At 66.3% G+C, this 22,697-nt stretch carries 17 protein-coding genes, 1 tRNA gene, 1 rRNA gene and 1 pseudogene; 13 read left to right on the top strand and 7 right to left on the bottom strand.

Annotated elements, in window-relative coordinates; translation table 11 throughout:
• Positions 1-229: 229 nt before the first annotated feature.
• The 11 genes and pseudogenes from rrf to FEF27_RS12080 form a co-directional block, all read left to right on the top strand.
• A 5S ribosomal RNA gene (gene rrf / locus FEF27_RS12125) occupies positions 230-346 on the top strand.
• 103 nt (positions 347-449) lie between these two features.
• Positions 450-1,274 carry a tetratricopeptide repeat protein gene (locus tag FEF27_RS12120; RefSeq protein WP_243729227.1) on the top strand — a complete coding sequence of 275 codons (825 nt, stop codon included), beginning with the start codon at positions 450-452 and terminating at the stop codon, positions 1,272-1,274.
• Positions 1,265-2,077, top strand: a complete 813-nt coding sequence (locus FEF27_RS12115; protein ID WP_138171151.1) for an HAD-IIA family hydrolase — start codon at positions 1,265-1,267, stop codon at positions 2,075-2,077. The genes FEF27_RS12120 and FEF27_RS12115 overlap by 10 nt, the downstream gene beginning before the upstream one ends.
• Positions 2,074-2,214: a hypothetical protein gene (locus FEF27_RS13390; protein WP_166430013.1), complete on the top strand. Its 141-nt coding sequence runs from the start codon at positions 2,074-2,076 to the stop codon at positions 2,212-2,214. The genes FEF27_RS12115 and FEF27_RS13390 overlap by 4 nt, the downstream gene beginning before the upstream one ends.
• A gap of 7 nt (positions 2,215-2,221) precedes the next feature.
• The gene (locus FEF27_RS12110; RefSeq protein WP_279526816.1) at positions 2,222-3,037 is read left to right on the top strand and encodes a TlyA family RNA methyltransferase; all 816 of its coding nucleotides are present in this window, start codon (positions 2,222-2,224) and stop codon (positions 3,035-3,037) included.
• Positions 3,038-3,057: 20 nt separating this feature from the next.
• Entirely contained in the window at positions 3,058-4,008 is a 951-nt protein-coding gene (locus FEF27_RS12105) for an NAD kinase (protein WP_138171150.1), read from the top strand.
• A 7-nt stretch (positions 4,009-4,015) separates the two neighbouring features.
• Positions 4,016-5,767, top strand: coding sequence for a DNA repair protein RecN (recN, locus tag FEF27_RS12100; protein WP_138171149.1), 1,752 nt, complete (start codon positions 4,016-4,018; stop codon positions 5,765-5,767).
• Between the two features lie 18 nt (positions 5,768-5,785).
• A complete protein-coding gene (locus FEF27_RS12095; RefSeq protein ID WP_138171148.1) occupies positions 5,786-7,471 on the top strand; it encodes a CTP synthase in 1,686 nt (561 codons plus the stop codon).
• Positions 7,472-7,477: 6 nt separating this feature from the next.
• Positions 7,478-8,479 carry a site-specific tyrosine recombinase XerD gene (locus FEF27_RS12090; protein WP_138171147.1) on the top strand — a complete coding sequence of 334 codons (1,002 nt, stop codon included), beginning with the start codon at positions 7,478-7,480 and terminating at the stop codon, positions 8,477-8,479.
• A 27-nt stretch (positions 8,480-8,506) separates the two neighbouring features.
• A complete protein-coding gene (locus FEF27_RS12085; protein WP_138171146.1) occupies positions 8,507-9,133 on the top strand; it encodes a trimeric intracellular cation channel family protein in 627 nt (208 codons plus the stop codon).
• A 16-nt stretch (positions 9,134-9,149) separates the two neighbouring features.
• A pseudogene (locus tag FEF27_RS12080) lies at positions 9,150-9,833 on the top strand (YwaF family protein); the annotation flags it as partial.
• A gap of 22 nt (positions 9,834-9,855) precedes the next feature.
• Here FEF27_RS12080 and selB read toward each other — a convergent pair.
• From selB to FEF27_RS12065, 3 genes are all read right to left on the bottom strand, one after another.
• On the bottom strand, positions 9,856-11,643 hold the full coding sequence (gene selB / locus FEF27_RS12075; protein ID WP_138171145.1) for a selenocysteine-specific translation elongation factor: 1,788 nt from the start codon (positions 11,641-11,643) through the stop codon (positions 9,856-9,858).
• Positions 11,634-12,986, bottom strand: coding sequence for an L-seryl-tRNA(Sec) selenium transferase (gene selA / locus FEF27_RS12070; protein WP_138171144.1), 1,353 nt, complete (start codon positions 12,984-12,986; stop codon positions 11,634-11,636). The genes selB and selA overlap by 10 nt, the downstream gene beginning before the upstream one ends.
• Before the next feature lie 40 nt (positions 12,987-13,026).
• A tRNA-Sec gene (locus tag FEF27_RS12065) sits at positions 13,027-13,121 on the bottom strand.
• A 98-nt stretch (positions 13,122-13,219) separates the two neighbouring features.
• On the opposite strand from FEF27_RS12065, the gene selD reads away from it, so the two are divergent.
• Positions 13,220-14,233 (top strand): selenide, water dikinase SelD, encoded by a 1,014-nt coding sequence (gene selD / locus FEF27_RS12060; protein WP_138171143.1) that lies wholly within the window; start codon positions 13,220-13,222, stop codon positions 14,231-14,233.
• A 22-nt stretch (positions 14,234-14,255) separates the two neighbouring features.
• On the opposite strand, the gene nrfD is transcribed toward selD, so the two are convergent.
• Genes nrfD through FEF27_RS12035 form a run of 4 tightly spaced genes read right to left on the bottom strand, consistent with a single transcriptional unit; the run spans position 14,256 to position 21,216 of the window.
• Positions 14,256-15,323 carry an NrfD/PsrC family molybdoenzyme membrane anchor subunit gene (nrfD, locus tag FEF27_RS12055; RefSeq protein ID WP_138171142.1) on the bottom strand — a complete coding sequence of 356 codons (1,068 nt, stop codon included), beginning with the start codon at positions 15,321-15,323 and terminating at the stop codon, positions 14,256-14,258.
• Entirely contained in the window at positions 15,320-16,324 is a 1,005-nt protein-coding gene (locus FEF27_RS12050; RefSeq protein WP_138171141.1) for a 4Fe-4S dicluster domain-containing protein, read from the bottom strand. The genes nrfD and FEF27_RS12050 overlap by 4 nt, the downstream gene beginning before the upstream one ends.
• Positions 16,324-19,623: a formate dehydrogenase gene (gene fdh, locus FEF27_RS12045; protein WP_243729225.1), complete on the bottom strand. Its 3,300-nt coding sequence runs from the start codon at positions 19,621-19,623 to the stop codon at positions 16,324-16,326. The genes FEF27_RS12050 and fdh overlap by 1 nt, the downstream gene beginning before the upstream one ends.
• A gap of 48 nt (positions 19,624-19,671) precedes the next feature.
• On the bottom strand, positions 19,672-21,216 hold the full coding sequence (locus FEF27_RS12035; RefSeq protein WP_138171138.1) for an OFA family MFS transporter: 1,545 nt from the start codon (positions 21,214-21,216) through the stop codon (positions 19,672-19,674).
• Between the two features lie 202 nt (positions 21,217-21,418).
• Here FEF27_RS12035 and FEF27_RS12030 point away from each other — a divergent pair, with 202 nt between their 5' ends.
• The gene (locus tag FEF27_RS12030; RefSeq protein WP_138171137.1) at positions 21,419-22,507 is read left to right on the top strand and encodes an alcohol dehydrogenase catalytic domain-containing protein; all 1,089 of its coding nucleotides are present in this window, start codon (positions 21,419-21,421) and stop codon (positions 22,505-22,507) included.
• Positions 22,508-22,697 lie beyond the last annotated feature (190 nt).

The raw sequence follows: 22,697 nt of genomic DNA, 5'->3' as shown, positions 1-22,697 counted from the left end.
ACACACCACCCCACCCCCATTGAGCCCCGAAAAGGGAGCCCTGAGGGGGAGCACCGGGGGGCCAGGCAAACACGCTGCAGCATTCGTGTTGAAGTGTTCTATGTGCTACGCGTCCACTATGCGGTTCTGAAACAACAACAGACCACACCAGAAAACCACATATCCGCACCACCCAAGACTTACCCACCACCACCCCTGTGAAGGGGGTGGGGGACGGGGTTGAAAGAGTTACGGCGGTCATAGCGTGGGGGAAACGCCCGGTCCCATCCCGAACCCGGAAGCTAAGACCCACAGCGCCGATGGTACTGCACCCGGAAGGGTGTGGGAGAGTAGGACACCGCCGGACACAACATAAAGAGAGGACCCCCGCGGTCTCTGCAATGGCGCAGAGTCTCGGGGGTCTTCTGCATGCCCGGTATTCTGGTGCGCAGTCACAACGAGAGGTCTACATGCACGAACACACTTCAGGTGAGCGTCCGGCCCGCAATCCCCGTGATCTCCGGCGCTCCAATCGGGACGAGCGGGGACGTTCCCCGGAGATCGATGAGGACATCACCGGGAAGGAACTGGACCGGGAAGCCGCACGGCAGCTCGGTACGCTCACCGACAGCAACCGCAAATGGGTGGCTAAGCACCTGATTATGGCCGGCCGGCTGCTGGAAGTTGATCCTGAACTGGCCTTCGAACATGCATTGGCGGCATCTCGTCGAGGCGGCCGTCTCGCGGTGGTCCGCGAGGCGGTGGGACTGACCGCCTACGCCGCCGGGGATTACGCTGAGGCGCTGCGCGAACTGCGCACTTACCGCAGAATCAGCGGTGACCAGACCCACCTCGCGGTGATGGCCGACTGCCTGCGCGGCATCGGGAAACCGGAGAAGGCCATTGAGCTCTCCCAGGAGCCGGAGGCGGGTCAGCTGTCCGGCGCGCCCCGTGCGGAACTGGCGATGGTCGTCTCCGGGGCCCATCGGGACCAGGACGATCTTCCGGCGGCGCTGACGGCGCTGGAAGTGCCCGAGTTGGATATCAACCGTGCCTTCTCGTTCAGCCCCCGTCTGTTCGCTGCCTATGCTGACCTGCTGGAACGGCTGGACCGCAGCGTTGAGGCCCAGAAGTGGCATCGCCAGGTGGCGGTGGCCGAGAAGGCCTTGGGCACCGGAGCTTTCGCAGAACCAGAGATCCTGGACTTCGACGACGAGGACTCCGACACCCCGCCGAAACTCAAAGACGTGTTGCCCCAGGATGGACCTGCGCCGAAGGGCCGCTCATGGCGCTGATTGACCAATTCGACGGGGTGCTTTTCGACCTCGACGGGGTGCTCTACGCCGGCCCAGAGGCGATACCCGGCGCCCCGGAGGCCGTCTCAGAACTGGGTGCGCGTGGAATTCGCTTCGCGTTCGTCACCAATAATGCCTCCCGCTCAGCAGCGCAGATCGCTGAGCACCTGGTGGAGCTGGGAATCACCGCCGATCCTGAACAGATCTTCGGCTCCGCACCAGCGGGGGTCACGCTGATGGCCCGCCACGTCCCCGCTCCAGCGAAAGTGCTGGTCACCGGCAGCGACTCGCTGCGCAGCCTGTGCCGTGAGGCCGGCTATACAGTGGTTGACTCAGCCGACGCCTGCCCCGCCGCCGTCATCCAGGGGTTTGAGCCGACCCTGGGATGGGCTGACCTCGCAGAGGCGGCGTACGCCATCAACCGGGGAGCCTCCTGGTTCGCCACCAACCTCGACCGCAGCGTCCCCCGCGAACGCGGCGTCGCACCCGCCAACGGCGCGCTGGTGGAGGCGGTCAGCTTCGCCACCGGAGCGCACCCCCGCGCAGCGGGCAAACCCCAGCCGGACATGTTCCAGCAGGCGGCCAAGGCACTGGAGCTGACGCAGCCGCTGGTGATCGGTGACCGTTTGGACACCGATGTCCTCGGCGGGAACCGGGCTGGCTTCACCACCGCCCTGGTGCTCACCGGAGCGACCACCCAGACAGAAGCTGAGGCAGCCACCGGGGAGGAAAAGCCGGACATAGTGATCAGTTCGTTGGCCGCTCTCTTCACCAGTGAGACCTCCGACCGGGTCGCTGGATGAGCACGGCAGAGAATCCCTCAGAGGAGCTGAGCGTGGAGGACGTGGAGACACAGATTCGCCAGGCGGAGCAACTGCACGCTCAGCTGACTGCACGGCTCAGTCGCACCGGTGAGCTGACCATGGCGGACCAGGACTGACCCACGCGTGTCGCACCCCCGCACCGAAAGGCTTGACAGGGCTCTGGTGGCCGCCGGCATGGTCTCCAGCAGAACCCGAGCCCACCAGCTCGTCGAAGCCGGGCAGGTGACGGTGGACGGCGTCGTCGTCCGCAAACCCTCCTCCAAGGTGCGTGCCGAACAGCACCTGGCGCTGACCCAGGAGGAGCCCTGGGTCAGTCGAGCCGCACATAAGCTGCTGGGGGCACTGGAGGCCTTCTCAGGCATCAGCCCCGCCGGGGCCCGGTGCCTCGATGCAGGCGCTTCCACGGGTGGATTCACCCAGGTGCTGCTGAGCAGGGGAGCAGCGCACGTGGTGGCTGCCGACGTCGGGCACGGACAGCTCTCGGGGCTGCTGACCGGAGATCCCCGGGTGACCAACGCCGAGGGCGTCAATCTCCGCTATGTGACCCCCGGCGAGCTGGGGCAGCTCTTCACGATCATTGTGGCGGACCTTTCGTTCATCTCGCTTCGCCTGGTGGTGCCGGCCCTGGCCGGGCAGGCGAATCCGGGGGCTGACCTGGTGCTCATGGTGAAACCCCAATTCGAGATCGGCCGCGAAAGGCTCGGCAGAACAGGTGTGGTGACCAGCCCGCAGCTGCGTCGCGAAGCCGTAGAAGGGGTTCTCGAGTCCCTGGAGCAGGCCGGGCTGATCCCTCGAGCAGCGGTGCGCTCCCCACTGGCGGGCCAGGACGGCAACATTGAATTCTTCCTCTGGGCACAGTCGCCCGGGGCAGAACTTGAGCCAGCGGCTGACGATAGGCTGGGACGAGTTGACCTCGACGGGATCGACTTCGGGGAGTAGACGAGGCAGGAGGGCAGTGCATGCGAGCAGTACTGGTGCTGGCGCACACCGGGCGTCGTGATGCGGTGGACGCCGCTGTCACCGTGGCCTCGAACCTCCACGCCGCAGGTCTGCGCCCGGTGATGCTCCGCGAAGACCTGGAGGACATCAGTGTCACCGCAGGGGACCGATTGGCAGACATCGGCGTCGCCGTGGCAGGTCAGGATGTCAGCCTCAGCGCCTGCGAGATCGGAATGGTCCTCGGCGGCGACGGCTCCATCCTCCGCGCCGCCCACCGGGTCCGCCATGCCCGGCTGCCGCTGATGGGTATCAACCTCGGCCACGTGGGCTTCCTGGCGGAGTCGGAGCGGACACAGCTGGATGAGTCCGTTCAGTGGGTCATCGACCAGAACTACACGGTCGAGGAGCGCATGACCCTCGACGTTCAGGTGTGGCAGGCGGACAAGCACCTAGGCGCCAGCTGGGCGCTGAATGAGGCCAGCATCGAGAAGGCCTCCCGGCAGCGGATGATCGAGCTGGTCATTGAGATCGACGGCGCTCCGGTCTCGGCGTTCGGCTGTGACGGTGTGGTGATGTCGACGCCCACGGGGTCCACGGCATACGCGTTCTCCGCTGGTGGCCCTGTGGTCTGGCCCGAGGTCCAAGCCATGGTGATGGTCCCGATCTCCGCCCATGCGCTCTTTGCGCGCCCGCTGGTGATCGACCCCGTGTCAGTCATGGGTGTGGAGCTGCTGCAGCGCGGCGACGAGCACGGGATCCTCTGGTGCGACGGCAGCCGCTCCATGGAACTGCCCGCAGGGGCTCGGGTCGAGGTGACCCGTTCGGACACCCCCGTGCTGCTGGCCCGTGTGCACCGCACACCGTTCTCTCAGCGGCTGGTGGACAAGTTCAATCTCCCCACCACTGGATGGCGCGGTCCGGTGGAAGCAGTCCACCCTCTCCCAGCCACAGATGCCAGCCAGGAGGTCTGAGCACGCGATGATCGAGCATGTCAGCATCAGCGACCTCGGGGTCATCGAACGCGCGGAGTGGGACTTAGCGCCCGGTTTCAACGTGGTCACCGGTGAGACCGGGGCGGGCAAGACTATGGTGGTCACTGCCTTCAGTCTGCTCCTGGGAGCCCGTGCCGACGCTGCGACCGTCCGCACCGGTGCCGATAAGGCGGCCGTGGACGCCGAAATCAGCGTCACCGCGGACCACCCGGCGCACACCACCGCCCAGGAGGCTGGGGTGCTGATGGAGGAGTTGGACGAGACCGAGGGCTCAACGCCTGGGGCGGCCGAGCCGCTGCTGCTGGGCCGAGCTGTGAGTGCCAAAGGGCGCAGCCGCGCCACCCTGGCTGGCCGAGCGGTGCCGGTGTCGCTGCTGGGGGCAGTCGGCTCCGAATTGGTGACCCTGCACGGGCAGAGTGACCAGCTGCGGCTGAAGACTGCCGCGGCCCAGCGCGCCGCCCTGGACAGTTACGCCGGACAGGCGGGCGCACAGCTGCTCGCTCAGTACGGGGAGGCCTTTGCCGCCTTCCAGCGGCAGCAGGCGGAATTGGAGGAGATCACCGCCCATGAGCTGGAGCGCCGCCGCGAAGCTGAGCAGCTCCAACGTGCCCTGGAAGCGATTGATGAGTTGGACCCGCAGCCGGGAGAGGACGAGCAGCTCAAAGCCGAGTCCATGCGGCTGGACAACATCGAATCCCTCCGGAACGCCGCCCGCAGCGCTCAGGCAGCGCTCTCCGGTGGCGACGCCGCAGAGGTGGAGCTCGGCCCCCACGCCGCAGAGCTGCTGGACCGCGCCACCCAAGCACTCAGCACCGTCACAGACCAGGACTCGGACTTAGCTGAGATCTCACGGCAGATCAGCGAGGTCTCCTCGTTGCTGACTGACGCAGCCTCCCAGCTGGGTCTCTACGCGGCGGACCTCGACGAGGCGGGGCCCGAACGTGTGGCAGAGGTGCATGCGCGCCGGGCAGAGATCGACAAGCTGCTCCGGCTCTACGGGCCTGAGGTAACCGATGTGCTCGCCTGGGCTGAGGACTCGCGGAAGCGGTTGGCGACCCTGCACTCAGACAGTGAGCGCATCGATGAGCTCACCGAGACGGTCGCTCAGCTGCACGCTCAACTCTGGCAGCAGGCGCAGCAGCTCAGAGAGATCCGGTCGGAGGCTGCTGAACGGCTCAGCGCGGCAGTGGGCAGCGAACTGGGCGCGTTGGCGATGCCGCAGGCGCATCTGGTCATCGAGGTCACACCCACCGAGCAGCTGACCAAGCACGGCGCTGACACGGTCAGCTTTCTGCTCCAGCCGCACCCGGGCACCGAGCCGCTTCCACTGGGCAAGGGAGCATCCGGCGGCGAACTCTCCCGAGTCATGCTCGCCTTGGAGGTGGTTCTTGCCGAACAGCAGAACGCCCGCACATTCATCTTCGACGAAGTCGACGCCGGGGTAGGTGGAAAAGCCGCAGTCCAGATCGGTGAGCGGCTGGCCGCACTGGCCCGCCACGCCCAGGTCATCGTGGTCACCCACCTGCCGCAGGTCGCTGCCTACGCGGACCACCACATCAGGGTGCACAAGACCGCCGCCGATGGGGGCGGAGTTACCGCCTCCGATGTCCGGACCCTGCAGCACTCTGAACGAGTCGCTGAACTGGCCAGAATGCTCGCTGGCCAGGAAGATTCGTCCTCAGCCCGCGCCCACGCTGCTGAACTGCTCGAGACCGCTGGTCAGGCGGCGTCGACATGACACGAAACCCCACCCACAGTGATAGGCTGGAACTCCGTGGCTCAGCGAAATAACTCCCGGAATCAGAACAGTCCCGATACCAGCCGTCAGATCTTCGTGACCGGCGGCGTCGTCTCCTCTCTCGGCAAAGGCCTCACCGCCTCATCGCTGGGACATCTGCTTCGAGCACGCGGACTCTCCGTGGTGATGCAGAAGCTCGACCCCTATCTGAATGTGGATCCGGGGACTATGAACCCCTTCCAGCACGGCGAGGTGTTCGTCACAGAGGACGGCGCCGAGACCGACTTGGATATTGGGCACTATGAGCGTTTCCTCGATGAGAACCTCGACGGGCTCAACAATGTCACCACCGGACAGATCTACTCCTCGGTCATTGAGAAGGAACGACGCGGTGATTACCTCGGCGACACCGTCCAAGTCATTCCGCACATTACTGATGAGATCAAGCGCCGCATGCGGCTGCCCGCGGAGTCGGCGGAGGCGCCCGATGTGATCATCACCGAGATCGGCGGCACGGTCGGCGACATCGAGTCCCAACCGTTCCTGGAGGCCGCGCGTCAGCTGCGTCAGGACATCGGCCGGGAGAACGTGTTCTTCCTCCACGTGTCCCTGGTGCCCTACATCGGGCCCAGCCAGGAGCTGAAGACCAAACCCACCCAGCACTCGGTGGCGGCTCTGCGCTCCCTGGGCATCCAGCCGGACGGGATCGTCCTGCGCAGCGACCGGGAGCTCCCGGCAGACATCCGCGGCAAGATCTCGCGCATGTGTGACGTGGACGCCGATGCTGTGGTCAACTGCGCCGACGCTCCCAGCATCTATGACATTCCGAAGATCCTGCACAAGCAGGCCATCGACGCCTATGTGGTGCAGTCCCTGGACCTGAAGTTCAAGGATGTGGACTGGACCAAGTGGGACCGGCTGCTCAGCGTGGTCCACCACCCGGATCACGAGGTGGAGGTGGCACTGGTCGGGAAGTACATTGACCTGCCGGATGCCTATCTCTCGGTCTCTGAAGCCCTGCGCGCAGGAGGGTTCGCCCACCACGCTAGGACCAAGATCCGCTGGGTGCCCTCAGATCTGTGTTCAGAGCCGGAGGGGGCCGCCAAGAGCCTGGCCGGGGTGGATGCCATCTGCGTGGCCGGCGGGTTCGGAGTGCGCGGCCTCGACGGTAAGATCGGTGCGCTGCGCTACGCCCGGGAGAACAAGGTCCCCACTCTGGGCCTTTGTCTGGGTCTGCAGACCATGGTTATGGAGTATGCCCGCAATGTCATGGGAATGTCCCAGGCCAACTCCACGGAGTTTGACCCGGAGACGCAGTACCCGGTGATCGCGACCATGGCCGAGCAGAAGAGCTTCGTCGAAGGTGCCGGTGACCTCGGAGGCACCATGCGCCTGGGTGCGTACGATGCGGCGCTGGCCGAAGGCAGTGTGGTGGCCGAAGCCTACGGATCCACTGAGGTCTCCGAACGGCATCGCCACCGCTACGAGGTCAACAACGACTACCGTGAGCAGTTGGCTGAGGCGGGGCTGGTCTTCTCCGGCACCAGCCCGGACGGGCTGCTGGTCGAGTTCGTCGAACTGCCCCGGGAGGTCCACCCCTACTACGTCTCCACTCAGGCGCACCCGGAGCTGAAGTCCCGGCCCACAAACCCGCACCCGCTGTTCGCCGGCCTCATCGGCGCAGGGCTGGCGCGCCGCGGCTAATCGGCGGTGAGCGCCTCAGGAGGCCGCCGGGGGTCGTCCCGGGAGGAGGCGCAGGCCGCTGCGCTGTGGCCGGAGGTGGCAGATTACCTGACCCACCTGCGGATCGAGCGCGGCTCCTCCGCCAACACCCTTGCCTCCTATGAACGCGATCTCCTCCGTTACGCGGCGTACCTGGGCCGCCGAGGGGTGCACGCCCCCTCGGCCGTGGACAGCGGTCACATTGCGGATTTCCTGGAGGCGGTGACCACCGGCAGCGACGACGGCACCCCGCTGGCTGCGCGGTCGGTGGCCCGCATGCTCGCCTCTGTGCGCGGACTGCACAAGTACTGGGCACAGGAGGGCAGGGCAGGGTTCGACGCCGCCAGCGACGTCGCTGCCCCGGCCCTGGAGCAGTCACTGCCGAAGGCGCTGCCAGTTGACCAGGTCACCCGGCTGGTTGAGACCCCGCAGCGTGGGGAGCCCCTGGGGCTGCGGGACCGAGCTCTGCTGGAGTTTCTCTACGCCACCGGAGCGCGAATTGGCGAAGCTGTGGCACTTGACGTGGATGATGTGCACTCACTTCAAGCCAGTGGCGACGCCGGCCTGGTGTTGGTACGGGTCACCGGAAAAGGCAATAAGCAGCGCATGGTGCCGCTGGGCCGTATGGCGCAAAAAGCACTGGGAGACTATCTCACCGCCGGACGCCCGGCGCTGGTGGAGCTCTCGAGCGCGCGCCGGAGAAAAGGCTCGCCAGCACTGTTCGTCAATAAGCTGGGCGGTCGGCTGTCCCGGCAATCGGCGTGGGAGATGCTGAAGAAGACCGCCCAGGCGGCTGAGCTGACCGATGCGGTCTCCCCACACACCCTCCGGCACAGCTGCGCGACCCATATGCTCGAAGCCGGTGCGGATATTCGCACTGTCCAGGAGCTGCTGGGGCACTCCTCCGTGACCACCACCCAGATCTATACGAAGGTCACCGCGGAGACGCTGCAGGAGACCTACCTCACCGCACATCCGCGGGCGCTGTGAGCGCTCGCTGCTGACGAAAGGCCGAACATGGACGCTCTGCTGCTGTTCCTCGAGCTGATGGGTATCTTCGCGTTCGCGGTCTCGGGGTCGCTGCTGGCGGCCCGGAAGAAGTTTGATCTGGTCGGCTCGCTCCTGCTGGCCAGCCTCGCCGGGCTCGGTGGGGGAGTGACCCGGGATGTCATGATCGCCCAAGGCCTGCCGGTGGCGCTGGCCAACCCGCTCTTGCTGCTGCCTGTGCTGATGGCGGTGACCCTGGTGGCCGCTCGGCTGCTGCACGAGAATCGACTCCGACGCACCATGCTCGTGTTCGACGCCATGGGACTCTCCCTGTTCTGTCTCACCGGAACAGTGGTGGCCTTTGAGGCCGGACTGAATCCCGTAGCCTGCGCGCTGCTGGGGCTGACCACTGCCGTGGGGGGCGGCACTCTGCGCGATGTGGTCGCCAACGAGGTCCCGCAGATTATGGTCCCGGTGGGTATCTACGCCATGCCGGCTATGCTCGGCGCCGGGCTGGCGGTGCTGTTCCTGGAGCTGGGAGTCTTCAACGTGTGGATAGGCGTCGGCATCTCTTCACTGGTCTTTGCGGTGCGGATGCTCTCCCTGCGCTTCGGCTGGCGGGTTCCGTTGGCTGGCAAACAGCTCCCGCCGGAGTAGTGCCTAGACTGGGGGCGTGACCCCAGTGATTGCTTCGGCCCAGGCTCCCCAGATCTTTGGTGGGGTCCATTTGGGGCTGCTCGCTCTGACCGCCCTGTGCTGCGTGCTTGCAGTGTGGGGCGCGCGCCGGGTCCGTGGCACCGCAGCGGAGTTCAGCGCGACCCGCATAGCTGGCTGGGCGCTGCTGGCGGTGACCCTGTTGCGGATGGTGTGGTTCTTGCTGCCTGCCCACTTCAATATTGAGAATTCCCTCCCCCTGCACTTCTCTGACGCATTGCGCTTCATCGCGGCCATCGCGCTGATCCGCCGCTCGCGCTGGGCAATCGCCATCGTGTACTTCTGGGGGCTGACGCTGAATCCGCAGGCGCTGCTGACGCCCCATCCCAATATGCTCATCGGCCCGTCGGTGAGTTTTTTCTTCTACTGGGTGCTGCACATTGCGGTGCTTATGGTGCCGCTGGCGCTGGTCTGGGGGCTGGGGTACCGCCCGCAGTGGCGCGACTTTGCAGTGGCCTACGGTGCCGCGGTGGGGTGGGCGGCCTTCGCCATGGCGGCCAATGCGCTCCTCGGGACCAACTACGCCTTTCTCAACCGCCACCCCGATGGGGCCTCCCTGCTGGATTTCCTCGGACCCTGGCCGGTTTACATTCTGTGGCTGATGCTGATAGCCGGCGCATTGTGGGCGCTGATGACCTGGCCCTGGACCCGGCGCAGCACTGAGCTCAGCGCACCACCTCGCGCAGGGCGGCGTCGACCCGGCGGGTCCACCCCCGAGCGTCGAGATGCTCCAGGAGTGGCACGGCCACGCGCCGGCTGGTTCCCAGCGCCTGGCGGGCGGCGCTCAACGTGAACGGCTGATCCAGTTGGGACAGCACCCGCATGGCTCGGGCTGGAGCGCTGGGCAGCAAGACCACCCCGGAGCTCAGCCGAAGCAGCCGGTCCTGCTGCTCAGCGGCCGCCAGCTCGCGATCACTCAGCCCCAGCTCTGCCAGCCGTTGCGCTTCCGGCGCCTGGAAGGGAGCGGAAGCCAGCTCACCCTCCAAATCCGCCACGGAAGACTCTGCCGGCCCCAAACTCCGCTGCGCGCCGGGGCTGGTGATGCGCCCAGCGCTGTGCTGCAGCCCGGCCTGGCGGGTCAGTGGTGGCAGCAGCACACGGTCGGGCAGCCCCAGCCGATCGGCCGCCGCGCCCTCCGACAGCCCGGCGGAGAGCGGGTCCTGCTGCATGTGCTGTTCCACCGCAGCGCTCAGTTCTGCGCTCCAGCGCTTCATGTGCGCGGAGTCCACCAGCCAATTGCTCACCCGCTGTACATCCCCGCTCAGCTGCGCGGGCACATCCAGGCCCATCCGCAGCAGAGCCTCCTCCTTCACTGCCTTCCGACGCCGGACCTCACCGGCGAGGTCTCCCGCAGCCGTCATCCCGGCTAAGGTGGCAGCGCGGCGCCGGCCGGCCCCGCGGCGGTGCAGCTGGGGGGGATCAACGTCGAGCACCAGGGCTCCGGCGCGCACGGGGCGCGTGCTGGAGCCCTGCAGGAGCACGCGGTCGCCGATGCGCACCGGCAGCGGACGGGTGAGGGTCAACCGGGCGTGCAGGTTGTCGAACTGTCGGCACCGGGCGGGGATCGCCGCGGTGCCCAGGTGAACGGTGAGGTGCTGGGGTGCGTCGTCGAACGTCTCACCGGTGCTGTGGCGAACGTCGATGACAGAGGTCAGGTGCCAGGCTGCGGGGGTGAGCAGCACATCGCCGCGGGCGACTTGATCGGGTGGGGCGCCCCGGAGGTTGACCGCAGCTCGGTCCACAGCTGTGAGGGTCTCAACTGAGGTGTGGCGTGCCTGGAGCCCGCGGACGCTCACGGGCTGGTCAATGTTCGGTCCGAGCAGGTGAAGTCGCTGGTCCCGATGAAGCGTGCCGGCCTCGAGCGTGCCGGTCACCACGGTTCCGGCGCCGCGGAGGCTGAAGGAGCGGTCCACCCACATGCGTACCGGTGCCTGGGGTGCTGGGCGGGGGGCGAGTGCGACCACCGCATCCAACGTCGCGCGCAGCTGGTCCAGCCCGGTGCCTTCGGTGGCCGAGACCGCCACTGCTGGCGCGTGCTCCACTCCGGTGCCGGCCAGCTCCCGCCGGGCCTGCTCCAACACCTCCGGTACCCGGTCCGGGGCACGGTCAGTACGGGTGATCACGATCAGACCCGACCTGATCCCCAGCGCGGCCACGGCGTCGCGGTGGTCGCTGGACTGGGCCTGCCAGCCCTGATCGGCGGCCACCACGAAGCACACCATGGGTGCTGGCCCGAGCCCGGCCAACATGTTTCCCAAGAACCGTTCATGCCCGGGGACGTCGACGAAGGACAGCACTCGGCCCGAGGGGAGGGTGGTGGCGGCGAATCCCAGATCGATGGTCAGCCCCCGCTGGCGCTCCTGCTCCCACCGGTCCGGCTCCGTGCCGGTCAGCGCCCGTACCAAGGTGGACTTGCCGTGGTCGACGTGCCCGGCGGTGGCCATTACGTGCATCGTGTGGAGGGCTCCTCGCCGGGGTGGGGCAGCGCGGCCAGCACGCTTTGTACAGTCTTCAGCACCGCGTCGTCCTCCGCCTCGGGAACACAACGCAGGTCTACCAGACACCAGGAGCCGCTGAGACGGGTCAGCACAGCCGGGCGGGCGGCGCGCAGCGGCACGGCGGCCTCCTGGGGGAGGCGCACGGCCCATCCGGGCAGCGGCACCCCGGGGCCAGCACCTCCGCCGACCCGGCCATCGTGGGGCACCACCGCAGCGTTGAGCGCCCGCGCCATGCGTTCTGCACGTCTGCGCAGTGCGTCTGGATCCGCATGCAGGGCCGCTGTCACTGGTGTTTCGGCGCCGTTGAGGGTCCCCTCCAGTGCAGCGAGGGTGAGCTTGTCGGTGCGTACCGCACGCGCCAGCGGATGTTGGGACAGCGCGGAGATCAGCGAGGCCCGGCCCAGCAGCAGTCCGGCCTGCGGCCCACCGAGGAGCTTGTCTCCACTGGCGATGACCAGGTCTGCCCCGTCGGCCAGAGTGCTTGCCAGGTCCGGTTCCTCAGGCAGGACCGGATCTGGGGTGAGCAGTCCGCTGCCGATGTCGACGATCAGTGGCAGTCCGTACCGCCGGCACAGCGCGGAGAGATCGGCGATCGGCACTGCGGAGGTGAACCCGGTGATCCGGTAGTTGCTGGGGTGGACTTTGAGCACCGCTGCGGCGGTCGATTCCGAGGACCGGGACAGCGCACTCTCATAGTCGCTCAGGTGGGTGCGGTTGGTGGTGCCCGTCTCGCGGAGCCGGGCACCAGTAGATTCTATGAGCTCCGGGAGCCGGAAGCCGGCGCCGATTTCGACCAGCTCGCCACGGCTGATGACAACCTCCCCGCCCCCGACCAGTGCCGCGGTGGCCAACGCCAGCGCTGCGGCACCGTTGTTGACGATCAAGGCATCTTCGGCCTGCGGGCAGGCGTCCAGCAGGGCCTGGCGTGCTCCCTCGCCGCGGCCGGCGCGGCGTCCGGACTCCAGGTCCATCTCTACATCGACGTAGCCAGCTGCCTCTGCGAGGGCCGCTTGTGCTGAAGCGGACAGGGGTGCGCGTCCCAGGTTGGTGTGGACCACCACGCCGGTGGCATTGAGGACTCGGCGCATGGTCGACGGCCGGAGCTCTCTCAACCGGGTCAGCACTTCCGAATCCACCTCAGCCGGTGGCAGCGTGCCAGCGCGAGCGGCCCGCTGAACATCAGTGATGATCTGCCGGACCACGTGCGGGCTCACAGCCGAACCCGCTTGCTGAATGTGCGGGCGGGTCAGCAGGGTGTCGGTGCCGGGTATGAGGCGACGGGGGTCGGCATTGACCACGTCTGGCCTCCTCGTGACAGATGGCGACACCTGGGCAGTTTGGCGGAGGTGGACGGGAATCGAACCCGCCAGACCGAGATGCTCGGTCTCAGCGGTTTTGAAGACCGTGGGGCCCACCAGGACCCAGACACCTCCATGCTTAAAGTACCACGCGGAACCACCGGCAGGCGGTTGCGTCAGGGGCAACTTCACCTTGACCCTGCGGCCCAGCTCCCGGGCCTATACTCAGCTCTATGACAGCTCAGGCTCCAGCAGACCTCTCGGCCGCCCCCAGGCTCACTACCTACGCCCATGGTGGAGGATGCGCATGCAAGATCCCGCCAGGGGAGCTGGAGGATGTACTCGCCGGGTTGCCCGCCCAGCACCACGGAGACGTGTTGGTGGGGCTCGACGGCGGCGACGACGCGGCTGCGGTTCGCCTCAATGATGACCTGGCGGTGCTCTCCACCGCTGACTTCTTCACCCCAGTGGTGGACGATGCCTTTGACTGGGGACGCATCGCTGCGGCTAATGCGCTGTCCGACATCTACGCGATGGGTGGCACACCGACCATGGCCATCAACCTCGTCGGCTGGCCGCGGGAGGTTCTTCCCCTGGAGCTGCTCACAGAGGTGCTGCGCGGGGGACAGGCCGTCGCCCAGCAGGCCGGGTGCCCGCTGATCGGCGGCCATACGGTGGATGACCCGGAGCCGAAATACGGTCTCGCCGTGACAGGCACAGTTCCGCACGAAAAGCTGCTCCGCAACGACGCCGCCCAGGCTGGGCTGCCCCTGACACTGACCAAGCCGATCGGTCTGGGTCTGCTGAACAACCGCCACAAGGCCACCGGTGAAGTCTTCGCTGAGGCGGTAGAAACCATGGTGACGCTGAACCGTGACGCCGCCCGAGCTGCCGCTGATGCTGGAGTGCGTGCCGCTACTGACGTCACCGGTTTCGGGCTGTTGGGACATCTGTACAAGATGTGCCGGGCCTCCGGGGTGGGTGCGTGCCTGGAGGCAGCAGCCGTACCGCTGATCACCGGGGCGAAGGACGCGCTGCGGGCCGGGTACGTCTCCGGCGGGAGCCGCAGAAATCTGGAATGGGTCCGTGACCACCTCAACCCGGGGCCGGGCATCGGCGATGACGATCTGCTGACATTGGCGGACGCCCAAACCTCCGGGGGGCTGCTCGTGGTGGGAGAAGTCCCTGGTTACCCGGTGATCGGGCACACCACGGAGTCAGCCCAGGGTCTCATCGAGATCCGCTAGCCTGCGCAGCTCACCGGGCCGGTCAGCCGGCGGTGGTGATGGAATCGTGCACCACACCTTGTGCGCGGCGGGCCTCCAACCGGGCCTTCTGCGGTTCGATGGTGTGCCGCGGGTCGCGTGCAGAGGCCAGGCCGGCTCGGAGAATGCCGATCCGGGTGAGTGCGGAGGCCCCCAGCATCAGCGCCCCACTGGCGACCGCCGGGGCGCGGTGCCCACCGAAGACCACTGCGCCGACGGCGCCGCTAACGGCGAGCCGCTCCGCCCATTTCAGCAGTGTGCCGGGTCCGCCGGTCTTGAGCGGTTCCGCCTCAACGGGGTGCATCCGCTTCTTCATCAGCTTCATCGAGACCACATCACCGACCGCGGCGATGGCAGCCAGCGCTCGCGCCGGCTGGGTTTCGCGCACCGGTGTGAACACCAGTGCAGCTCCGGATGCGGCCAGTGCGGCGGAGGAGACGAACACGAATGGCAGCTCGTCGCGCGCGGCGTTCCATGTGGGCACTGCAGTGTTGGACAACAGCGGACCGGTGTAACTGGACAACGGAGCTCCCAGCAGGGCGGTCTGAGCCTCTGCCGGGCCTTCGAGCGCATGCAGTACACGGCGCAGCGGCCCCAGCGGCAGCCGGTGGCCGGTCAGCCGGTCCACCTCTACCGCCGCAGTGACTCCCGCCCCGGTGCTGAACGAGGTCAGCACCCAGCTGCCCACACTCATCGGCGAGGTGATCTTGAACGTGCGCAGCATATAGAGGAAGCGTTCGGGACGCCCAAGATCGTGAATCAGCGCCACTGTGCCCAATCCGACTGCTCCCAGGGCGGTCAGCCGGGCATTGCGCTGCAGTATGCGGCTTCCGGTCAGCTGGGCACCCAGCGACAGGAGCGAAGATCCACCTGCCAGTCCGCCCAGGAACAGATACGCACCGATCTCGTCCCCCCACGGCGGCGCCTTCACCACCGCTCTGCCGTAGTAAGAGCTGAATTCGGGTTTTTCGACCATCGGAATCTCTCGCGCACCCTCGGCGGCCTTGCGGCCCCTGCGTCCGCTACGCGGCGGCTCGGGCGGGCGATGGTGGTCGTGCTCAGAGGTCGTCACCGGCGGCCTCCCAGCACGAAGGAGACTCCCACGGCTGCCAGCATTCCTCCGGCAGCAAGAACAGCGCGTTGGTACATACGAGGCAGGTCCTTCGTAGGGACTCGCGGGTCCGGGGGCAGGCCGTAGACCTCCGGCTCATCCAGCAGCAGGAATATTGAGCCGGTGCCGCCGACGCCGTCGTTGGGGTTGGCGCCGTAGAGGCGGGCTTCGGTCATGCCCTGCTGGTGTAACTCGGCGACTCGCTGACGGGCGCTTTCGACCATGTCCTCGCGGTCACCGAACTTGATGGAGGTGGTGGGGCAGGTCTGGGCGCAGGCCGGGGTCTGCCCGTCAACCAGGCGGTCGTAGCAGAACGTACACTTATTCGCCGTGCCCTCGTTAGGGATCTCCTGGGCGTACTTAGACTGCGCACGCTCAGTCTTGGCGCGGATGATGCCTTCATCGCGGCGCTCGATCACGCCGAACGGGCAGCCCCCTACGCAGGTACCGCATCCGTTGCAGATGTCCTCCTGTACCTTGACCGTCCCGTATTCGGTACGGAACAGGGCGCCAGTGGGACATACGTCCAGGCAGCCGGCATGGGTGCAGTGCTTACAGACGTCGGAGGACATCAGCCACCGGAACTCCGCAGTGTCGGGGGGAGCGGTTCCGTCTTGCGCTCCAGCTGCCGCACCTGCCTGTGCCGGTGGACCGACGCGGGGCATGCCTAAGCTGACCAGCTTGCGACCGGACTCGCGGGCCTTCTCGATCCGGTCTTGGTCCTGCTCCACGAACGCCACATGCCGCCAGGTGTTGGCACCCAGCGCTCCTGTGTTGTCGTAGGAGGACCCCAGCACCTCCAGATCGCCGTCCTGGGGGTTGCGGTTCCACTCCTTGCAGGCCACTTCGCAGGCCTTGCAGCCGATGCAGATAGAGGTGTCGGTGAAGAATGCTTTGCGGCTTCCTGCCCGCTCTGCATAGGCCTCGGCGCTGCGCTGGGTGTCTTCGGTGAGCGACTCCATTATTGCTCCCCCCTCGGCTGGTCCTGCGGTTCGCCCCACGGTACCGTGAGCCGTTCGTTGCCCGTCTCAACCGTCAGTCCCGCCTGCTGTCGCAGGTCTTCGACGAGTTTGGTCAGCTCCGGTCCACGGGGACGGCGGCCCGGCCGCACCGCACACTGCGCGGCCTTCGAGCCCTGGATGTGCACATTCGGGTCCAGGGTGAGGCCCAGCAGATCGTTGGCCGCATCGCCCTCCACGACCGCCTCATTGCCCACACCCCAATGGTAGGGAAGACCCACCTGGTGGACCCGCCGGCCGGCGATCGTCAGTGAGGTCACCCGCTCAGTGATGAACACCCGAGCCTCGATAGCTGAGCGCGGAGAGATGATGGTGGCCCAGCCATACGCCTCGAGCCCAATCTCGGCTGCGAATTCAGGGGAGACCTCACAGAACATCTCAGGCTGCAGCTCTGCCAGATAGGGCAGGAACCGGCTCATTCCTCCGGCAGTATGGTGCTCGGTGAGCCGGTAGGTGGTGAAGATGTGGGGGTAGATCTCTGAGCCCGGCTGCAGGGCAGAAGGCGCCAGGAGATTGTCCTTACCGGGCAGCACGATCCTGGCGGGGTTGCTCTGCTGGCCGTAGAGCGGGTTGCCGATGGGGGATTCGGGCGGCTCGTAATGTGTGGGCAGTGGACCGTCGACCAGACCGTGAGGTGCGAACAGCCACCCTTTCCCGTCGGCTTGCATGATGAACGGGTCGTCTCCGGCCAGTGCCGCAGGGCCCCCGGCATCCGGCTCGGGCCGAGCGTCCGGCGCTCGGTCCACCGGGAAGTCCGGCACATCCTTACCGGTCCAGCGCTGCTGTTCGTCATCCCACCAGACGTACTTCTTCCGTTCGCTCCAGGGGCGGCCCTGCGGGTCGGCCGAAGCGCGGTTGTACAGCAGACGGCGGTTGGCCGGCCATGCCCAGGCCCATTCAGCGGCCGTCTCATCCTGCTCCTGGCCGGGCTTGCGGCGCGCAGACTGGTTGACCCGGTCGGCATAGATTCCGGTGTAGATCCAGCAGCCCCCGGCAGTGGAGCCGTCGGCGCGCATCTCGTTGAAGGTGGACAGCGGCTCACCTTGGTCGGGCCCTGAGACGTGGAAGCCGTTGATCTCCGCCAGCACTGCCTCCGGATCCGGCTCACCGTGGGCATCGGTGGGGTAGTCCCAGGTGAGATCCAGCAGCGGCCGGTCCCGTGAGTCCTGGGACCCCGCCAGGCGCTGCCGGAGGCGCTTGCCCAGCTCGTGGAAGAAATGCAGCTCGCTCTGGGCGTCGTCGGGCGGGGTGACCGCTTGATGACGCCACTGGACCAGACGCTGGGTCTGAGTGAAGGAGCCAGCCTTTTCCGTGTGGTTCGCAGCGGGCAGGAAGAACACCTCGGTCTCGATATCCTCGGTGCGCAGCTCGCCGGTGTGGATCTCGGGCCCGTCCTTCCACCATGTGGCCGACTCGATGAGGCTGAAGTCCCGGACTACCAGCCACTTCAGGTGCGACATCCCCAGCCGCTGCATCCGGCCGTTGGCGGATCCCACAGCTGGGTTCTGCCCGATCAGGAAATATCCGTCGAGCTCGTCGCGAAGCATACGCTCCAGCGTCTGGTAAGTGCCGTGAGCGCCGGTCAGCCTGGGCAGGTAGTCATAAGCGAAGTCGTTCTCCTGGGTTGCGGCGTCGCCCCACCACGCTTTCAGCAGGCTGATGGTGTAGGCATCTGCGTTGGCCCAAAATCCCTTCTGCTTCTTTGACCCGATCGAGTCCAGATAGGTCTGAAGGGTGTTGTGCTGCCCGGCTTCCGGCATCGGCAGATACCCGGGCAACAGATTGAACAGAGTGGGAATGTCTGTGCAGCCCTGAATGGTGGCGTGACCGCGGAGGGCGATGATGCCGCCGCCGGGGCGGCCCATGTTACCCAGGAGCAGCTGCAGTATAGCCGCGGTGCGGATGAACTGGGCGCCCTGCGCATGCTGGGTCCACCCCACGGCATAGGTGAAGGCGGTGGTGCGCTCCCTGCCGGAGTTCTCCGTGATGGAGTTGGCCAGATAGGTGAAGTCGTCCACAGAGATTCCGCACGTCTGCTCCACCATCTCCGGGGTGTAGCGCGCAAAGTGCCGCTTCAGTACCTGGAACACGCACCGGGGATCCTGCAGAGTCTCGTCCCGCCGCACATTCGCGTGGCTCAGCGGGGGCCCGCCGGCACCGAACTCGTGAGGTTCGGCGGCGTCGTCCTCTGTCTCTGCACCGGGTTCGCCGACCGTCTCCCGGCCTGTGGCTGACTGGTATGACCAGGTCGACTTGTCGTAGGTGCCGTCCTCCGGGTTGTAACCCGAGAAGAGTCCATTGAGGTCCTCTGGGTCCTGGTACTCCTCGGAAATGATCGTTGCAGCATTGGTGTAGGCCCGGACGTATTCCTCGAACCAGAGATCGTGGGTCAGCACGTAGTTGATCAGCGCGCCGAGCAGCACGATGTCGCTTCCCGCGCGCAGCGCAATGTGCCGGTCGGCGACTGCACTGGTGCGTGTGAAGCGTGGATCCACGTGGATGATCCGGGCGCCGCGCTGCTTCGCCTCAGTGACCCACTGGAACCCCACAGGGTGACACTCGGCCATATTGGATCCCTGGATGACGATGCAGTCGGCATTGGCGAGATCCTGTTGAGGCTGTGTGGCGCCACCTCGTCCAAATGAAGTTCCCAGACCGGGAACTGTGGAGGAGTGTCAAATGCGGGCTTGGTTCTCGATCTGCACGGCCCCGGCGGCGGAGAACAGCTTCTTGATCAAGTAGTTCTCTTCGTTATCGATGGTCGCACCGCCCAGACTGGCGAAGCCCATCGTCCGGCGCACCGGGTTGCCGTGCTGATCAGTGTCCTCCCAGTGCTTCCGGCGGGCGGTAAGCAGCCGGTCGGCAATCATGTCGATGGCACGGTCGAGGTCGAGCGACTCCCACTCCCGTGATCGAGGGGCGCGGTAGAGGACCTTGGTTTGCCGGCCCGCCGAGTTGACCAGCTGCTCGCTGGCTGCGCCCTTGGGGCACAGCCGGCCGCGGGAAATGGGGGAATCGGGGTCCCCCTCGATGTGCACAACGCGATTGTCTTTCGCGTAGACCTTCTGACCACATCCCACTGCGCAATAGGGGCAGATGCTCTGCACCACGGTGTCGGCGTCGGAGGTGCGAGGAGACGTCTCACGCGTCTTCTTGGAGGTGACGGCAGCACCGCGTCCACTGGAGTCTCGGGTGCGCAGCTGACGGATAACCGGCCATTCCAGCGGCGTGATCCTAGTCATATCGCGATGTTAGCACGGGGGTCGGAGGCGGCGGAGGAGGCCGAACGCCTACGCGGTGAACAGTCGAACCGCATTGTTCAGCGTCTGCACTATGCCGTAGGCCAGAGGAATCGCGACCACAGCCCAGGCCAGCCAGACCGGCACTGGAGGTGCTCCTGCTGGTTCCACTTCCGGCGTGGTGGACTCCTTCTTGCTCGCCGGGGTGTCAGCTTTCTGCGGGGAACTCTCCACGTGGTGCTCCTCCTTGACCTCGCGGACCAGGATATTCGCGATCAGCCCGATGACCAGCAGCGCCACCATGGTGAACAGGGCCGGCCGATAGTCGGCTGCGGTGAGTGATCCAGGCTCGCCTCGGGCGTCGAGGAAGCCATTGATGATCAGGGGACCGGCGATACCAGCACACGCCCAGGCGGTGAGCAGGCGGCCATGAATCGCCCCGACCTGAAGGGTCCCGAAGAGGTCGCGGAGGTAGGCGGGAACAGTCGCGAAGCCGCCGCCGTAGAAGCTGAGGATGATGCCGGAGAGAATGATGAACAGAGCCATCGACAGGCTGCCCCAGGTGGCAAGAGCGAAGTAGAGCAGGACGCCGCCGCCCAGGTAGAGCAGGTAGATGTTCTTTCTGCCGATGACGTCGGAGGTGGAGGACCAGATGAACCGTCCCGCCATATTCGTCAGGCTCAGGAAGCCCACGAAGCCTGCAGCAGCGGCAGCGGCGACAGTGGAGCTGCCGTCGGCACCGCGGAAGAAGTCCTGAATCATGGGGGAGGCGTGTTCGAGGATGCCGATGCCGGCCGTGACGTTGCAGAACAGGATGATCCACAGCAGCCAGAACTGACGGGTGGTGACAGCGGTGTTGGCGCGGACGTTGCCGCTGGTGACCATCGACTTCTTCTTCACCTTAGAAGGATCGAATCCTTCAGGTTTCCAGTCCGGGTGCGGAACACGCACCAGCCATGCGCCGAAGAGCATCACTACGAGGTAGATGGCACCTAGGGTGAGGAAGAGCGCGCCGACGGCTTCACCGGTGTGCACGTCCCCATCAGGGGCTCCTCCATCGAAGAAGCGCAGCAGCGAGGAGGAGAGTGGACTGGCGATCATGGCGCCTCCGCCGAAGCCCATGATGGCCATGCCGGTGGCCAGACCCGGCCGGTCCGGGAACCACTTGATAAGTGTCGAGACGGGGGAGATGTACCCAATGCCGAGACCAATGCCGCCGAAGACGCCGTATCCCAAGTAGACCAGCCAAAGCTGGCCGGTGAAGATGCCGAGCGCGCCGATGGCGAACCCGGTGACCCAGCAGGCAGTGGAGGCGAGCATCGCGCGGCGTGGGCCGTTGCGGTCGACCCAGGTGCCGAAGAGCGCTGCCGAGAGACCGAGCATGACGATGGCAATGGAGAATATGATGCCCACCGCCGTCTGGCTGGACTCGAAGTGGACCACCAATTCGGTCTTGTAGACGCTGGTCGCATATGCCTGCCCGATGCACAGATGAATCGCTAGGGCTGCCGGGGGGATAAGCCAGCGATTGAATCCAGGCCCCGCAGTAATGCGTTGCATAGGGGCGGATCTTTTCTGCGTCGTCGCAGTTGTCATGCGAGCTCCTCGGTAGGGGGCGGGTGACCGAAGTCACGACAAACAATTGTTATCAGCGAATATAGCGGTAGAGCAATAATTTTTTAGAACCGGGCGAAAAATGTATCTGAGACTGAACGCCGACTGGGCAACAGCTGATCATAGGGTCGATGTTGCGCGCTGGTGGCGGCTGACTGGGCTGACGCTTTCGTAGAATGCTCAGATGCGCGCGGTCCACGTCACAGCATTCGGTGAAAGCCCTCAGGTCCTCGACCTTCCCGCGCCTGTGCCGCCAACCGGCGGTGTGGTCGTTGATGTGGAACTCACTGGCCTCTGCCGCAGTGATTTCCACGCGTTTGCCGGCCACGATGACAGCGTGCAGATTCCCTATGTGCCCGGACATGAGTTCCTGGGGCGTATCTCCGCGCTCGGGGACGACGTCGCCGGGTGGCGGGTAGGTCAGCGGGTGACCGCACCTTTTGTCTGTGGATGTGGGGATTGCAGATGGTGTGCGGCGGGACAGTCCCAGGTCTGTCCCCACCAATCCCAACCCGGGTTCACCTATGACGGCTCCTGGGCCGAACAGGTGGTCGTGCCAGCTGCGGACCACAACCTCGTCGCTGTTCCGGAGAGCCTGTCTGCGGCGAGTGTGGCCTCTCTCGGCTGTCGCTTCGCCACGGCCTTCCGAGCTCTTCAGCACCGTGCTCAGGTCCGCCCCGGTGAAGTGGTGGCAATCTTCGGCTGCGGTGGCGTCGGCCTCTCTGCCGTGATGCTCGCCCGCGCGCTGGGGGCGCAGGTCATCGCCGTCGACGTCGCGCCGGGAGCCTTGGAGCTGGCTGCTGAGGTCGGCGCCGCGCGCGAGGTCAATTCCTCCGGCCTGACGCCGGAGGAGGTCGCAGCCGCAGTACGGGCCGCTGCCATAACTCTGGCGTCAGAGCCGGAGTTGGGGCCAGGGCGTGACAGTCGGGTGGCCGGCACGGGGCCGCAGGTCACCCTGGAGGCCCTCGGACGGGCCGAAACTCTGGAGGCTGCGCTGCTGAGTCTCGACCCGCTGGGACGCCACGTTCAGGTGGGGCTCTTCTCTGAGGTCCCGCGCACGCTGATTCCGCGGGTTGTCGCACTGGAGCTGACTGTGCTCGGAAGTCACGGCATGGCTGCGACGGATTATCCAGAGCTGCTGAACCTTCTTGTCGCTGGAGCGGTTGACCCCAGTGTGCTGGTCACACGAGAGCTTGAACTGGAGCAGGTGCCTGCCGCCCTGGCCGCGATGGCGCAGGGGACCGAACCGGGGGTAGCGGTGATCCGCCCCTGACCTCGCCACATGCGCTCATGATTGAACGGACCGGGGGCGTGTCCGTGGTGGGAAATAAAATTGGGGTATGGATGCACAGCCGGACCGGACCCCGGAGACACCGGGCACCCCCGAGACCCCGGGTGCCTCTGGCGCTCCTGAGACGCCGGGTGCCCCTGGGGTGTGGGGTGTTTCGGCGGCGGTGGAAGAG

This window comes from Nesterenkonia sphaerica, assembly GCF_005771565.1.
GTDB lineage: Bacteria > Actinomycetota > Actinomycetes > Actinomycetales > Micrococcaceae > Nesterenkonia > Nesterenkonia sphaerica.
The sequence above is the reverse complement of the archived record's forward strand: the minus strand, read 5'-3'. Positions and strand labels throughout refer to the sequence as shown.

Bases quoted from the DNA above. Each gene is read 5' to 3' on its own strand.
- FEF27_RS12120 (WP_243729227.1), top strand. From the start codon at position 450: ATGCACGAACACACTTCAGGTGAGCGTCCGGCCCGCAATCCCCGTGAT.
- FEF27_RS12115 (WP_138171151.1), top strand. From the start codon at position 1,265: ATGGCGCTGATTGACCAATTCGACGGGGTGCTTTTCGACCTCGACGGG.
- FEF27_RS13390 (WP_166430013.1), top strand. From the start codon at position 2,074: ATGAGCACGGCAGAGAATCCCTCAGAGGAGCTGAGCGTGGAGGACGTG.
- FEF27_RS12105 (WP_138171150.1), top strand. From the start codon at position 3,058: ATGCGAGCAGTACTGGTGCTGGCGCACACCGGGCGTCGTGATGCGGTG.
- recN (WP_138171149.1), top strand. From the start codon at position 4,016: ATGATCGAGCATGTCAGCATCAGCGACCTCGGGGTCATCGAACGCGCG.
- FEF27_RS12085 (WP_138171146.1), top strand. From the start codon at position 8,507: ATGGACGCTCTGCTGCTGTTCCTCGAGCTGATGGGTATCTTCGCGTTC.
- selB (WP_138171145.1), bottom strand. From the start codon at position 11,643: ATGCACGTAATGGCCACCGCCGGGCACGTCGACCACGGCAAGTCCACC.
- selD (WP_138171143.1), top strand. From the start codon at position 13,220: ATGACAGCTCAGGCTCCAGCAGACCTCTCGGCCGCCCCCAGGCTCACT.
- FEF27_RS12050 (WP_138171141.1), bottom strand. From the start codon at position 16,324: ATGGAGTCGCTCACCGAAGACACCCAGCGCAGCGCCGAGGCCTATGCA.
- FEF27_RS12035 (WP_138171138.1), bottom strand. From the start codon at position 21,216: ATGACAACTGCGACGACGCAGAAAAGATCCGCCCCTATGCAACGCATT.
- FEF27_RS12030 (WP_138171137.1), top strand. From the start codon at position 21,419: ATGCGCGCGGTCCACGTCACAGCATTCGGTGAAAGCCCTCAGGTCCTC.